Annotated in this window: 15 protein-coding genes, 1 tRNA gene and 1 pseudogene; 7 read left to right on the forward strand and 10 right to left on the reverse strand. The window is 73.0% G+C overall.

Annotated features, from left to right (window positions below; all coding sequences use genetic code 11):
• Positions 1-120: 120 nt before the first annotated feature.
• The 5 genes and pseudogenes from L1885_RS12390 to L1885_RS12410 form a co-directional block, all read right to left on the reverse strand.
• A pseudogene (locus L1885_RS12390) lies at positions 121-798 on the reverse strand (ADP-ribosylglycohydrolase family protein); the annotation flags it as partial.
• A gap of 428 nt (positions 799-1,226) precedes the next feature.
• On the reverse strand, positions 1,227-3,827 hold the full coding sequence (locus L1885_RS12395; protein WP_268984009.1) for a bifunctional FO biosynthesis protein CofGH: 2,601 nt from the start codon (positions 3,825-3,827) through the stop codon (positions 1,227-1,229).
• Positions 3,828-4,105: 278 nt separating this feature from the next.
• Entirely contained in the window at positions 4,106-4,705 is a 600-nt protein-coding gene (locus L1885_RS29155; protein ID WP_308117314.1) for a hypothetical protein, read from the reverse strand.
• A gap of 37 nt (positions 4,706-4,742) precedes the next feature.
• Positions 4,743-4,810 (reverse strand) — tRNA-Gly (locus L1885_RS12405).
• Between the two features lie 178 nt (positions 4,811-4,988).
• A complete protein-coding gene (locus L1885_RS12410) occupies positions 4,989-5,639 on the reverse strand; it encodes a TetR/AcrR family transcriptional regulator (protein ID WP_235797123.1) in 651 nt (216 codons plus the stop codon).
• Positions 5,640-5,741: 102 nt separating this feature from the next.
• On the opposite strand from L1885_RS12410, the gene L1885_RS12415 reads away from it, so the two are divergent.
• From L1885_RS12415 to L1885_RS29160, 3 genes are all read left to right on the forward strand, one after another.
• On the forward strand, positions 5,742-6,542 hold the full coding sequence (locus L1885_RS12415) for an SDR family NAD(P)-dependent oxidoreductase (protein ID WP_235797124.1): 801 nt from the start codon (positions 5,742-5,744) through the stop codon (positions 6,540-6,542).
• Positions 6,543-6,670: 128 nt separating this feature from the next.
• Positions 6,671-6,922, forward strand: a complete 252-nt coding sequence (locus L1885_RS12420) for a hypothetical protein (protein WP_235797125.1) — start codon at positions 6,671-6,673, stop codon at positions 6,920-6,922.
• A gap of 29 nt (positions 6,923-6,951) precedes the next feature.
• Positions 6,952-7,530, forward strand: a complete 579-nt coding sequence (locus tag L1885_RS29160; RefSeq protein WP_308117315.1) for a Clp protease N-terminal domain-containing protein — start codon at positions 6,952-6,954, stop codon at positions 7,528-7,530.
• On the opposite strand, the gene L1885_RS12435 is transcribed toward L1885_RS29160, so the two are convergent.
• The 3 genes from L1885_RS12435 to L1885_RS12445 all read right to left on the reverse strand — a co-directional run bounded on the left by L1885_RS12435 (position 7,521) and on the right by L1885_RS12445 (position 9,729).
• The gene (locus L1885_RS12435; protein ID WP_235797126.1) at positions 7,521-7,715 is read right to left on the reverse strand and encodes a DUF397 domain-containing protein; all 195 of its coding nucleotides are present in this window, start codon (positions 7,713-7,715) and stop codon (positions 7,521-7,523) included. The two genes, L1885_RS29160 and L1885_RS12435, sit on opposite strands and share 10 nt — an antisense overlap.
• Complete coding sequence (locus L1885_RS12440) at positions 7,712-8,413, reverse strand: DUF5753 domain-containing protein (protein WP_235797127.1); 702 nt, start codon at positions 8,411-8,413, stop codon at positions 7,712-7,714. The genes L1885_RS12435 and L1885_RS12440 overlap by 4 nt, the downstream gene beginning before the upstream one ends.
• A gap of 86 nt (positions 8,414-8,499) precedes the next feature.
• Positions 8,500-9,729 (reverse strand): RNA-guided endonuclease InsQ/TnpB family protein, encoded by a 1,230-nt coding sequence (locus tag L1885_RS12445; RefSeq protein ID WP_235797128.1) that lies wholly within the window; start codon positions 9,727-9,729, stop codon positions 8,500-8,502.
• A 43-nt stretch (positions 9,730-9,772) separates the two neighbouring features.
• Between L1885_RS12445 and L1885_RS12450 the strand changes: the two genes are divergently transcribed.
• The 3 genes from L1885_RS12450 to L1885_RS12460 all read left to right on the forward strand — a co-directional run bounded on the left by L1885_RS12450 (position 9,773) and on the right by L1885_RS12460 (position 11,101).
• A complete protein-coding gene (locus tag L1885_RS12450; RefSeq protein WP_235797129.1) occupies positions 9,773-10,012 on the forward strand; it encodes a type II toxin-antitoxin system prevent-host-death family antitoxin in 240 nt (79 codons plus the stop codon).
• A gap of 169 nt (positions 10,013-10,181) precedes the next feature.
• Complete coding sequence (locus L1885_RS12455; protein WP_235797130.1) at positions 10,182-10,535, forward strand: hypothetical protein; 354 nt, start codon at positions 10,182-10,184, stop codon at positions 10,533-10,535.
• 104 nt (positions 10,536-10,639) lie between these two features.
• Positions 10,640-11,101: a cupin domain-containing protein gene (locus L1885_RS12460; RefSeq protein WP_235797131.1), complete on the forward strand. Its 462-nt coding sequence runs from the start codon at positions 10,640-10,642 to the stop codon at positions 11,099-11,101.
• 64 nt (positions 11,102-11,165) lie between these two features.
• Here L1885_RS12460 and L1885_RS12465 read toward each other — a convergent pair whose 3' ends face one another.
• Positions 11,166-11,993 carry a helix-turn-helix domain-containing protein gene (locus tag L1885_RS12465; RefSeq protein ID WP_235797132.1) on the reverse strand — a complete coding sequence of 276 codons (828 nt, stop codon included), beginning with the start codon at positions 11,991-11,993 and terminating at the stop codon, positions 11,166-11,168.
• 110 nt (positions 11,994-12,103) lie between these two features.
• Here L1885_RS12465 and L1885_RS12470 point away from each other — a divergent pair, with 110 nt between their 5' ends.
• Positions 12,104-12,946 (forward strand): alpha/beta fold hydrolase, encoded by an 843-nt coding sequence (locus L1885_RS12470; protein ID WP_235797133.1) that lies wholly within the window; start codon positions 12,104-12,106, stop codon positions 12,944-12,946.
• A 3-nt stretch (positions 12,947-12,949) separates the two neighbouring features.
• Here the strand turns inward: L1885_RS12470 and L1885_RS12475 are convergent.
• Positions 12,950-13,617, reverse strand: a 668-nt coding sequence (locus tag L1885_RS12475) for a L,D-transpeptidase family protein (RefSeq protein ID WP_235797134.1), incomplete at its 5' end; no start/stop codon positions are given.

Here is a 13,617-nt window from a genome sequence, read left to right on the forward strand (position 1 = left end):
CGTTCAACGCGCGCTCGCCCCAGTCGCGCCGCGACCTCGCGTCGGCGGCCGGGAACTCGCCTTCGACAACCTGTGGCTCTTCCGCACCGCGGGCGGCCGCCTCACCGGGGCCCAGATCTACGCCGACACCGCCGCGGCACAGCCCGCCGCCGCCTCCAGCGGGGCGCGCCGGGCGAGGCCGTGCACGATCACCGCGTACGCCAAGGCGGAGAGCCACGCGGCGGGATCGCCGTGCGTGTGCACGGCGCACTCGGCGGCGAGCAGGCCGACGAGTTCCGGCTCCCAGCCCACGAGCAGCCCGAACGGCGCCGAGCGCAGCACCGCGCCCGCGTCCCGCGCCCGCGGGTTCTTCGGTGCCGCTCGGGTGCCCATGACGTCGTCGCCGAGGCCGAGCAGGAGCGGCAGCGCCGGGTCGCGGCGGGCGTAGAGCCATTCCTCAAGGCCCAGCCAGCCGTTGTCCGCGCGCCGTTCGTCGGGCCCCCATTCGTGCTGCGTCGCGTACCAGCGCAGGCAGGCCCGGTGGACGTCCGTCGGCGGGTGCCAGTGGCCCCGGTCGCGGCGGATCTGCGCGCGGATCAGCCCGTCGGTCGTGAACAGCGTCAGCTGCGTGGCCCAGGTGACCGCGCCGCGCCGGCCGTACACGGGCACGAGGTCGACCTCCTCGGGCAGCGACCCCGGTTCGGGGACCTTCCCGGAGGCGCCCGCGCCCAGCGCGTCGCCGATGCCGCCGCCCAGCAGGCAGCCGCGCACGCGGCTGCGGAAGTCCAGCTGCTCGGCCCGGCCCCACAGCGTGCTCACGCTCCACTCCCCACACTCAGGTAGCCGTCGACCCGCCGGGCCCTCTTCCCGGGCCACCGGCGAAGCGAAACCTACCGCCGCATGCCGTGCGGCGCCCCGGCCCGCCCCCGGTCCCCGGCGTGGCGCCGGTCCCCAACTCGCCCTCGATCGGTATGAGTTACTGCGAATCGGACGCGCCAGCCGAGGCTCTCGGCGGCGACGGCACGACGCCGGGGAGCCGGAAGCGGTGCGACGCCGGGGAGCCGGGAGCGGTGCGACGCCGGGGAGCCGGCGACGGCGCGACGCCGGGGAGCCGGGGGCGGTGCGACGCCGGGGAGCCGGGGGCCGGCCCCTCGTCCTCCTCCGGATGCCCCGGCTCGGCCGGGGAAACCCGGCGCGCGCTCCCGCCTCTCCCGCCTCCCCCGCCGTCGTCCGGCTCTCCCGTGCCGTCAGTCGGCGACCAGCGGCAGCAGCTCCGGGAGGTGGCCGTCCGACGCCCGCGCCGCCCGCACGCGCTCCTCGGGCACCTCCCCGTACAGCGTGGTGCGCGGGCGCGACGGGCGGCCCGCCGCCTCGGCGATGGCCCGCAGGTCCTGGACGGACCGGTACGAGCCGTAACTCGACCCGGCCATACGGGAGATGGTCTCCTCCATCAGCGTCCCGCCCAGGTCGTTGGCGCCCGAGCGCAGCATCTCCGCGGCGCCCTCGGTGCCGAGCTTCACCCAGCTCGTCTGGATGTTGGGGATGTACGGGTGCAGGAGCAGGCGCGCCATCGCCGTCACGGCCCGGTTGTCGCGGTCGGTGGGGCCCGGGCGGGCGATGCCCGCCAGGTAGACCGGCGCGTTGGTGTGGATGAACGGCAGGGTCACGAACTCCGTGAAGCCGCCGGTCTCCTGCTGGATGCCCGCGAGGGTGCGCAGGTGGCCGAGCCAGTGGCGGGGCTGGTCGACGTGCCCGTACATCATCGTGGACGACGAGCGGATGCCGAGCTCGTGCGCGGTCTTGACGACCTCGATCCAGGTCGCGGTGGGCAGCTTGCCCTTGGTCAGGATCCAGCGGACCTCGTCGTCCAGGATCTCCGCCGCCGTGCCGGGGATGGAGCCGAGCCCGGCCTCCTTCGCGGCGGTCAGCCACTCGCGGATCGACATGCCGGTGCGGGTGGCGCCGTTGACGACCTCCATCGGCGAGAACGCGTGCACGTGCATGCCCGGCACCCGCTCCTTCACCGCCCGGGCGATGTCGAAGTAGGCGGTACCGGGCAGGTCGGGGTGGATGCCGCCCTGCATGCACACCTCCACCGCGCCGACGTCCCAGGCCTGTTCGGCCCGGTCGGCGACCTGGGACAGGGAGAGCGTGTACGCGTCGGCGTCCGTGCGGCGCTGCGCGAAGGCGCAGAAGCGGCAGCCGGTGTAGCAGACGTTGGTGAAGTTGATGTTGCGGGTGACGATGTACGTCACGTCGTCGCCGACGACGTCCCGGCGCAGCTCGTCCGCGATGCGGGTGAGCGCGTCGAGCGCGGGCCCGTCGGCGTGGAAGAGGGCGAGGGCCTGCTCGTCGGTGAGCTTCGTCGGGTCGTCGGCGGCCTGCCCGAGGGCCTCGCGCACGTCGCCGTCGATGCGCTGCGGCACCATGCCGGGCGCGGCGGCCTCGCGCAGGGCTTCCCAGTCGCCGTACACGACGTCGAAGTCGTCGCGCCGGTCCGCGGTGCGGCCCTCGGTGTCGATGGTGCGGTGCAGGTCGGTGCGGCCGGCCGAGGTGAACGCCTCGTCGGGCTCCTGCCAGGGCAGGCCCACCGGCTTGGCGTCCTCGCGGGCGAGCCCGGTCTCCGGGTCGGCCAGCGCGTTCACGTGCGGCAGCAGCCTGGGGTCGAGCCAGGGCTCGCCGCGCCGGATGAACTCCGGGTAGATCGTGAGGCGTTCGCGCAGCGAGAAGCCGGCCTCGGCGGTCCGCGCCGCGAGGTCGTCGATCTGCGGCCAGGGCCGCTCCGGGTTGACGTGGTCCGGCGTCAACGGCGAGACGCCGCCCCAGTCGTCGATGCCGGCCCGGATGAGGAGCGCGTACTCGGCGTCGACGAGGTTCGGCGGGGCCTGGATGCGCGCGGACGGGCCGAGGATGTGCCGCGCGACCGCGATGGCGGCGGCCAGCTCCTCCAGTTCGGCGTCGGGCATGCCGCGCATCGCCGTGTCCGGCTTGGCGCGGAAGTTCTGCACGATCACTTCCTGGATGCCGTGGTAGGCGCGGGCCGTGCGGCGCAGTTCGAAGAGGGCGTCGGCGCGCTCCTCGTAGTTCTCGCCGATGCCGATGAGCAGGCCGGTGGTGAACGGCACGTTGGAGCGGCCCGCGTCCTCCAGGACCCGCAGCCGCACGGCGGGCTCCTTGTCGGGCGAGCCGTGGTGGGGGCCGCCGGGCTCGGACCACAGGCGGGTCGCGGTCGTCTCCAGCATCATGCCCATGGACGGAGCGACCGGCTTGAGCCGCTGGAGGTCGGTCCACGACATGACGCCCGGGTTGAGGTGCGGCAGCAGCCCGGTCTCCTCCAGCACGCGGATGGCCATGGCCCGCACGTACGCGAGGGTGTCGTCGTAGCCCTCGGCCTCCAGCCACTCGCGGGCCTCGGGCCAGCGCTCCTCCGGCTTGTCGCCGAGGGTGAACAGGGCCTCCTTGCAGCCCATGGCGGCGCCCTCGCGGGCGATCGCGAGGACCTCGTCGGGCGACAGGAACATCCCGTGGCCCGCGCGCCGCAGCTTGCCGGGCACGGTCACGAAGGTGCAGTAGTGGCACTTGTCACGGCAGAGGCGGGTGAGGGGGATGAACACCTTCCGGGAGTACGTGATGATCCCGGGCCGTCCCGCCGCCTCCAGGCCCGCGTCGCGGACGCGGGCGGCGGACGCGGCGAGGTCGGTGAGGTCCTCCCCGCGCGCCTGGAGCAGCACGGCGGCCTCGCCCGCGTCGAGGGCGACACCGTCGCGGGCACGTTTCAGGGCGCGGCGCATGGAGTTGGCGGTGGGCCGGCCGGCGGCCCCTGACCCGTCAGACACGTGCGTAGTCATCCTTCGAGCATACGGAGGGGCGGAAGCACCCTCCGGACGCGGTGATTCCGGCACGGGCACGCAGGTCGGCACGGCCGTGCCGCGAAGGGGCCGGGGCGGGTCGCGGCAGGGCGGGTCCCGCCGGCCGGGCCGGGTCGCGCCGGGCAGGGCCGAGTCGCGCCCCTGTACGGCCCGGGCCGTCCCAGCGGCCCGGCGGCCTGGGAGGGGAGACGGGGGAAGACGTACGGGGAGGAGGTGCGGCGGGGAGGTGCGGCGGGGAGGCGGCGCCACCGGACGGTTCACTGTGGCCGGTGCACCGGCGCGTCCCCGGGGCCCGCGTCGCGTGCCGGGGCCCCGCGTCCACCCCCGGGTGGAGGGTGGATTTCCACCCCACGTCCCACCCGCGGGTTGATCGAATCCGGGGCCCGGAAGCGGATGCTCGAAGACATGACGCTCACCGACTGGATCATCGACATCGCGCTCGTCCTCATCGTCTTCCGCCAGCTGCGCGAGGAGCGGCTGACGGCCCGCACGATCCTGCTGCCGCTGGCCATCATCGGCTGGGCGGCGAGCCAGTACCTCCACTCCATACCGACCGCGGGCAACGACCTCGCACTGATCGGGGCGTTCGCCGCGACGGGTGTCGTGTTCGGCCTGTGCGGCGGGCTGCTGACACGGGTCCGCCACCACGACGGCCATGTGCGCATCAAGGCCACCCCGAGTGCGGCGGCGCTGTGGGTCCTCAGCATGGGCTTCCGGCTCGGCTTCGTCATCTGGTCCTCGCACGCCGCCGGCATCAGCCACATCGCCCACTTCTCGGCCGCCCACGACATCACGACCGCCCAGGCCTGGGTCGTCGCGCTCATCCTCATGGCCTTCGGCGAGGTCGTCGTCCGCATCGGCACGATCGTGATCCGGGGCCGCCTCGTCGCCGCCCGGGCGCGGCAGGAAGCACCTGCGGCCCCGGCGCGGAAGGCCGGCGCTCTGGCCTGACCGCCGCTCCCGTCCCCCCGCCGTTCCGCCCCACCGGGCCAGCCTCCCCGCCCGGTGACGCGGAGCGGCTTTCGGGCGTTTCGGGGCATACGGCGGGGGCGGAGGCGGGATCCGCCGAGCGGGACGAGGCGCACAGGGCCGCACAGGGCCGTACGCCGCCCGTACCGCGCCCGCGCGGCCGCCGCGCGTTCAGGACCCCGCCGAGCCGTCCTCGTCGACGAGTGCGGCGAACATCGCCTCCACGCGCCGCGCGAGCCGCGTCTCGTCCGCCTCGGCCAGCGCGCGCGTGCCGACCACGCTGCGCATCAGCCAGACCCCGGCGATCAGCGAGAGCAGCAGGTCCGCCCGCTCGCGGGCGTCCGGTCCGCCGAGCCGCTCCGCGAGGTCGCGCGCCACGTGCCGTTCCATGCCCGCCCGTACGATCTCGGCCGCCCGCGGGTCGGAGACGGACCGCAGCATCAGCAGGAACGGGCCGAGCCGGTCCGCGTCCGGCGCGGTGCGCGAGACCAGGGCCTCGGCCGACGCCCGCGCCAGTGTGCGACCGGATCCGCCGACCACGGTCCGGGGCGCGAACGCCACGTCCACGGCCTGCTCGAAGAGCTTCTCCTTCGAGCCGAAGTACCGGTTGATCAGCATCGCCGTCACGCCCGCGCGCGCGGCGATCTCCCGGACGCCGACTCCGGCGTATCCGTGCCGCGTGAATGCCTCGACGGCCGACGCGAGGATCGCCTCCCTGGTCGCCGCCGCGTCCCGCCGCCTGCGCGCTGTCGGCGCCGGGGCCTTGCCGGGCCCGCCGGACCCGGGGCCCGGTCCCTCTTGCGTCGCGTCGCCGTCCGTCATGTCTACGAGCGTATACTAGCCATAAGTCTACAGGCGTATACATAATCGGGAGCGGCACGGCAGGACGGTGCGGCTCCCGGAGAACAGGACCGGGCACCACCCATGGATCTCCAGCTCAACGGCAGGAAAGCACTCGTCACCGGCGCCAGCTCGGGCCTCGGCGAGGCCATCGCCACCACGCTCGCCGCGGAGGGCGCGAGCGTGGTCGTGCACGGCCGTGACCCCGCCCGCACGCAACGGGTCGCCGACGCCGTCACCGCGGGCGGCGGGCACGCCACCACGGCCGTCGGCGACCTCACGACCGACGGGGGCGCCGACGCGGTGGCGCGAGCCGCGACGGCGGACGGCCCCGTCGACATCCTGGTCAACAACGCGGGCGCGTACGGGCACCTGGGCTGGGCGGACGCCACCGCCGCCGACTGGGCCGACTGCTACGAGGTCAACGTCGTCTCGGGCGTACGGATGATCCAGCGCCTCGTCCCCGCCATGCGCGCACGCGGCTGGGGCCGGGTGATCCAGATAGGCGGCGGCCTCGCCGTACAGCCCCAGCCGATGCAGCCGCACTACAACGCGGCGCTCGCCGCCCGGCACAACCTGGCGGTCTCCCTCGCCCGCGACCTCAAGGGCACGGGCGTCACCTCGAACGTGGTGGCACCGGGCGCGATCCTCGTGCCCGCCGTGCGCCAACTGCTCACCGACATCGCACCGGAACACGGGTGGGGCGAGGAGTGGGAGGAGATCGAGGCCGCAGCGGCCGCCGACTTCGTCCCCAACGACACCGGCCGCTTCGGGCGCGCCTCGGAGATCGCGGCCGCCGTCGCGTACCTGACCGGACCGGGCGCCGACTACGTCAGCGGCGCCACGCTCCGCGTCGACGGCGGGACGATCCGCTCCGCCTTCTGAAACCCCCGTCTTCCGAGACCCCCGGCGCCGGGCCGCGCGGCCGGCGCCACCCCCGCCGACAACCCCTCCGGGACGGTGCTGTCAGGTTTCCTTGACAGAGACACACCTGTCAGGGAACCCTGACAGTCATGGAAGCCGACAAGACACCGGCGACCCCCGCGGACCTCGTCGGGCAGGTCACCCACCAGGACCCGGCCGTCGGTCTGCGGGCCGTCGTCGCCCTGCGCCGCCTGCTGGACGAACTCGAACGCCTCCACGTCGACAACGCCCGTGATGAGGGCTGGTCGTGGCAGGCCGTCGCCACCGCACTGCGCGTCAGCAGGCAGTCGGTGCACGAGAAGCACGCGAGTCGGCGCAGGGCCACCGGCAAAGAGAACTGAATCGGGCGAGGGAAGACAGGGGATCAGGGATGTTCGAGTACTTCACGGAGCGCGCCAAGCGCGCGATCGTCGCCGGCCAGGACGAGGCGCTGGCCCTCGGGCACGACTTCATGGGCACCGAGCACCTGCTGCTCGGCCTCGTCGCCGTGCCGGAGAGCACGGCGGGCGCGCTCCTGGCCGCCGCCGGGGCCGAGCCGGCCGCCGCACGGGCCCGCGCGGTGGGGATCCTGGAGGCCGACGGGATCTTCGGCACGGGCGCGCAGGACGCCAAGGACGCCCTGTCCGCGCTCGGCATTGACGTGGACGAGATCAAGCGCCGGGCCGACGGTACGTTCGGCGAGGGCGCGTTCCAGTACCCGCGGCCCGCGTACACACCGCACGCCAAGAAGGCGCTCGAACTGACCGTGCGCGCCTGGCGGTCGTGCGGCCACGACCCGGAGGATCCGGGCGCCGGCATCGGCACGGAACACATGCTGCTGGGCCTGCTGGCCGAGCCGGAGGGCCGCTCGCACCGGGTGCTCGACGCACTCGCCGTCGACGAGGAGGCCCTGCGCGCGGCGGCCCGGGAACGGGCCGGGGCCGACGGGGACCCGACGCCTCAGAACTGACGGACGAACCGCGCCCACGCGCCGGGCGCGACGATGACGACCGGCCCGCCGGGACGCTTCGAGTCCCGGACGGGCACGACGCCGGGGCAACCGGCGCCGACCTCGACGCAGTTCCCGCCGTTGCTGCTGCTGCTGAAGCTGGACGTGCGCAACACGACGTTCGTGAGGCTGTTTGCGAGAGTCATGCGTAGAGGTCCTTAAGGGCGCGATCGATCAGATCGTATGACCGGCCAATGGAAAGCGCATCGGCCGCGAGCAGATCATAGACACGCTCGGCAGTGCTTACATGCTCAGTTTCCGCAATGATCTGCCCCTGAAGAAAGCCGTCCACGTAGACGACATTGGGGCCTTCGTCCAATGTAAGAGCTGCAAAGGGCCCTTCGTTACCTGCGTGCACTCCGACGTCGTACGGCAGCACCTGGAGCACGACGTTGGGTGACTCGGCCACCTCCTTCAGATGCTCCAGTTGACGACGCATCGTGTCAACGCCCCCTGCCCTCCGATGTAAGACGTTCTCGTCAAGCACGACCCAGAGTTCAGGAGGCTGCTGGCGCTTGAGGATGTTCTGCCGCTCGAGTCGGGCACTCACCATCTCCGCGACCTTGTCCGGGTTGTTTCGCCGCGTCCCGAGGATGGCTCGCGCATAGTCTGCGGTCTGCAAGAGCCCCGGTACGGACTGCACTTCAAAAGATCGAATACGAGTCGCCGCCGCCTCCAGCTCCACGTACGGCCGAAACCACTTCGGGTACGCGTACTTGATCACCAGGGGCCACAGCCGCTTGAAGTGGTCGCCCGTGCCGAACTTCTCGTCCGCCAGCGCGGACAGCTCCTTCGTGGGCAGCCGTTGAGCCGCCTCGATCTTGTTGAGGAGCGAGGGCGCCATCAGTGCCGTCCTCGCGAAGTGCCGCTGGGTGATCCCGGCAGCCTCGCGCCGTCTGCGTAAGTCCGTGACTTGACGTCCTCTCCGCCCTAAAGGACGGAGATTCCCGCCTGCCTGCCGGTGAGTACCGGCTGGGGCTTCGGGTGGGTTCCTGTTTCGACGCGCGGGGCGGGCACGGGTGCCCGTCTTACCTGCGCTCCACAGGCTGATACCGCCAGTCCGGCGGCCTTGGCGACGTTGACCGCCGCGTTGATGTCTCGGTCGAGGACGGTCCCGCACGCCCCGCACGTCCAGGTGCGGACGTTGAGGGGTTTGGGGCCGTCCTTGACGCCGCAGGCGGAGCACACCTGGGAGGTCGGCTCGAACCGGCCGATCTTCACGAAGGTGCGCCCGTATCGTGCGGCTTTGTACTCCAGCATGGTCACGAACGCCGACCATCCGGCATCGTGCACCGACTTGGCCAGGCGGGTGCGGGCGAGTCCCTTCACCGCCAGGTCTTCCACGGCGATCGCTTGGTTCTCGCGGATCAGCTTCGTGGAGAGCTGGTGGTGGAACTCGCGCCGTGCATCAGCCACCTGCGCGTGGGCGCGGGCGACCTTGGTGCGGGCCCTGGTCCGGTTGTTGGAGCCCTTGGCTTTGCGGGACAAGCGTTGCTGCTCCCGCTTGAGCTTCTTCTCCGCCCGGCGCAGGAAGCGGGGGGAGTCGATCTTCGTGCCGTCCGACAGGATCGCGAAGTGGCTGAGGCCCAGATCGATGCCGACCTCGGGCGTCGTGGTCGGCAGGACTTCCTGCGGGCCGCTCTCCACGACGAACGAAGCGAAGTACCGGCCCGCGCTGTCCTTCACCACGGTCACCGTGGACGGGGTGGACGGCAGCGTGCGGGACCACTTCACCTTGAGGTCGCCGACCTTCGGCAGCCGAAGCTTCCCGCCGGTCGTGCTCTTCCATCCGGCGTTGGCGGTGAATCGGACCGACTGTCGGGTGTCTTTGCGGGACTTGAACCGGGGCGGCCCCGTCTTCGGCCGCTTGCCCCTGAGGCCGTCGAAGAAGTTCTTGTACGCGGTGTCCAGGTCCCGCAGCGACTGCTGCAAAACGACGGCGGACACCTCGCCGAGCCAGGCCCGCTCAGGAGTCTTCTTCGAGGCGGTGAGCTGCTTGGACAGCTCGCTGGACGGGATGAATGGCAGCCCGGCGGCACGGGCGGTCTCACGGGCCCGAAGGGCGTCGTTGAAGACAACCCGAGCACACCCGAAAGCGCGGGCCAACGACGAGCGCTGACCGGCCGTCGGGTACACGCGGAACGAGTACCGGAGCTGCATGAGGCAACCGTACAGGAACGTACACATCTGTACACTCACCCTTATGGCTGAACCAACAGAGATGTCCACCGTCGAAGTCCGCGCCAACCTCGCCGACGTCCTGAACGCTGCCTCCGCGCACGACCGGATCACCTACGTCACCAGCCACGGCCGCCGGATCGCCGCAATCGTCCCCCTGGCCGTCGCCGAAAGCGCAGAGAACTCCGCCGCTTCGCGGCTCCGGGCCAAGGACGCGCTTCACCCCCGCCCTGAAGGACGGAGCACTGCGCAAGATCGGAGGTAGAACGACAGTACGGAATCCGACGGATCCAGGTCTTCCGCATAAGGCATGGGGTCACCTCTCGCGTTGATGGAGCACGAAGTCAATCGATCTCCTCTTTTGAGCCTAGCCATGATTGCCGATGCTTGGGGTACCGACAGTGATGGATCGATGACGAAGGGCCACCAGGGCGATGACACAGAGTGAGGCGCGGCGCATCCTCTCGGCGCTGACCGAGACCATGGGCAAGGACGGGGTCCTCGTCGTCCACAAGGGCGAGGAAGTCCCGTCGGGCGCGGGCCAGTCCGGAAGATCGGGCGCATCTCCGCTCGGCCGGGGTGCCGAGGACGAGGAGGCCGCGGTGGGCGCTGCGGACGCGGCGGAGGCGGCGGACGGTGACTGCGAGGTCGCCTGGGAGGACCTGGTGCCGGGCAAGGCGCTGCGGTGGCCGAAGTGCGAGTGCGGTTCCCCGAAGTGCCCGGACTACGACGCGTCGCGCCCGAGGGCAGCCGAGCGGGACAGGCGCAGCGGCAGAGGCGGCACCTGAGGCACGGGACCCCGGCGGGGCGGCCCACGGCCTGACGGCCTGACGGCCTGCGAGTTGTTACCGTCCGGGGCGTGAGTCCCGAGCCGCAAGCCCCACAGGAGAACATGCCTTCGCGCGCGACCCTGCCCGGAGACGGGACCGCGGGCGCTCCGCCGCCCCGGCCGGGTACGAGCCCGGACGCCCCGCCCGTCCACGTGGGCAACGCGAACGTCGACGCCCCGCCGGACCGGGGCTGGCTGCTGGGGCACTTCAAGGACCCCTCCGATCCCCGTCACAGCGAGGACGTCGAGATCAAGTGGGGCATGCATGCGCCGGGCGACCGGCGGGCGGACTGGGTCAGGGGTGAGGCGCGGACCGCCCTGCTCGTGCTGGTCAGCGGCCGGTTCCGGGTGGAGCTGCCCGACCGGACGGTGGTCCTGGGCCGGCCGGGCGACTACGTGGTGTGGGGTCGCGGCACGGACCACTCCTGGTATGCGGAGGAGGAGTCGGTGGTGCTGACGGTGCGATGGCCGTCGGTGCCGGGGTACGCGGTCGTCGCCGCGGCGTCCCCGGACACGCGCCCGTGAAAAGGACGCAGGACGTGAGGGGAACGCCACCGACGCCGCCACCGCGCGACCCGGGAGCGGGCCCTCACCGCCGGGCCGCTGCCGCCTGCCACGCGCCGGGGCGCATGCCCGTCGCGTTGCGGAAGAAGAGCGAGAAGTTGGATGCGTCCGAGAAGCCGAGCGCGTCGGCGCAGCCTGCCGCGGTGAGGCCGTCGTGTGCGAGGAGCCGCTGCGCCTCCAGGACGATCCGTTCGACGAGGTAGGCCTTCGCGGTGCGTCCCGTGGCCCGCTGCACGGCGCGCGAGAGGGTGCGGGGCGCGTATCCCAGGGCGTCGGCGTAGAAGCCCGCGTCGTGGTGTTCCCGGAAGTGCGCCTCGACGACCGCGTGGAAGCGCAGGAACACCGGATGCGCGGGCTCCGGCCCGCCGTGCGGCGGCCGGAGGCGGACCAGGAGCGCGGACAGCAGGATCGCGGGCAGTTCGGCCGGCGCCTCCGACGGTGCGGCCGACGTCTCCAGGACGAGGTGCCGGCGCGCGGCGTCGACGAACGGCCAGTCACCGGCGGGCACGATCCACTGCGGGGCCGGGTCCGGGGAGGCGGCGAGCGCCCGGGAGGCGGGGGTGAGCGGCGCGGTCGGGACGAAGAGCACGACGTGCCCGGCGACCTCGGTGATGTCGTCCCACCGGTGCACCGCCCCCGGGGCGATCCAGACCGCCGACCGTGCCTCCAGCGGATGCCGCCGGAAGTCCACCGTGACCGACCCGGGGCCGGCGTCGACGAGGGCGAGGACGTGGAAGTCGGCGCGCTGGGTGCCCCCGTCGTTCAGCCGCCGCAGGTGCGCGAACGTCATCGTCTCGACGGCCGCCGCCTTCTGGTCGGCGGCCCGGTAGACCATGTGCCGGATCCCGGTCATGTGTCCAGTTTCCACCATCGGCCGTCCAGTCGCGCCGATGCCCCGACCGGGCCTGCGCGGTGCAATGGATCTGGGAGTTCTGCCCACGGAACCGATCGAAGGAGTCGAAGATGAAGACGGCGCACCAGCCGGGACTGCCTGTTTACGACCACCGCCCGGGCAGCGGTCCGACCCTGGTCTTCCTGCACTACTGGGGCGGCTCGGCCCGTACGTGGGAGCCCGTCGTCGAACGCCTCGCCGGGCGGGACACGCTCACCCTCGACTTCCGCGGCTGGGGCCGCTCGAGGTCCCTGCCCGGCCCCTATGGGCTGGAGCGGCTGGCCGAGGACACGCTCGCCGTACTCGCCGACGCGGGCCGCACGGACTACGTCCTGGTCGGGCACTCCATGGGCGGGAAGGTCGCGCAACTGGTCGCGGCGGCGCGGCCCGCGGGCCTGCGCGGTGTCGTCCTCGTCGGGTCCGGTCCGGCCCGGCCTCCCGCCCACGTCACCCCCGCGTACCGGGAGGCCCTCTCCCACGCCTACGACTCGGACGACTCCGTCGCCGAGGCGCGGGACCACGTCCTCACGGCGGCCGGGCTGCCCGGGCCGCTCGCGTCGCAGGTGGTCGCCGACTCGCGCTCCGGGGCCGCCGCGGCGCGCACGGAGTGGCCGCTGCACGGCATCGCCGAGGACATCACCGGGCCGGCGCGCAGGATCGAGGTGCCGGTCCTGGTGGTCGCCGGGGAGACGGACCGCGTCGAGCCCGTCGACGTGCTCCGCGACCACCTGATGCCGTACCTCGCGCACGCCCGGCTCGTCGTGGTGCCGCACACGGGCCACCTGATCCCGCTTGAGGCCCCCGCCGAACTGGCGGCGGCCGTCGGCCGCTTCGCCCCGCAGGAGGGCGCGGCCCCGGCCTCCGCCCGTTCCGGGGCCGTCCCCGGCACGGCTCGTGCCGTCTCCCGTCGCTGACGCCTACCGGGCCAGCGACGCCGCGTCGCCCATGACGACCACCGGGTGCAGGCCCGGGTCGAGGAAGCGCAGCAGTTCCTTCATGTGGTCCTCGGACATGCTGACGCAGCCGTGCGTGGGGCCGCCGTGGTCGACGTGGAACCAGATGCCGCCGCCCCGGGCGTCGCCCAGCGGGCGCTGCCGGTCGAGCGGCGAGACCCCGGGCACCCGGTTGTAGTTGATGGCGACCACGTAGTCGAAGGAGTGGGCGAGGGACTCCCCTTCGAAGCCGGTGCCCTCCGTCGCGAAGTCCGGCGACCGGTCGTACGGCAGGCGGGTGCCGGGGTCGGGCATGCGGCCGCCCGCGTCGGTGAGGCCGAAGACGCCCACCGGGGAGCGCAGGTCGTCGTCGTAGTGCTCGGTGGTCCAGCCGTCGCGGGCGTTGCGGGCCCGCCAGCCGCCCTCCGTGACCCAGCCGGCCTCGGTGTAGCGGTACGGGACGAGGCGCGACCTGGGCGAGTCGGCGTCCCGGCCCGTGACGACGACGACCTGACCTGCGTTCGGGGGGATCGCGGCGAGCGTCGCCGGGCCGAGGCCCGGCAGCTCCCGGTGGGCGCGGGAGGCGGCGGACTCCAGCGGCCCCGACGCGACCGAGAGCGCGGCCGGGCCCGCAGCGGGCGCGGCGGCGGGGG

This window comes from Streptomyces fuscigenes, from assembly GCF_021556455.1.
GTDB lineage: Bacteria > Actinomycetota > Actinomycetes > Streptomycetales > Streptomycetaceae > Streptomyces > Streptomyces fuscigenes.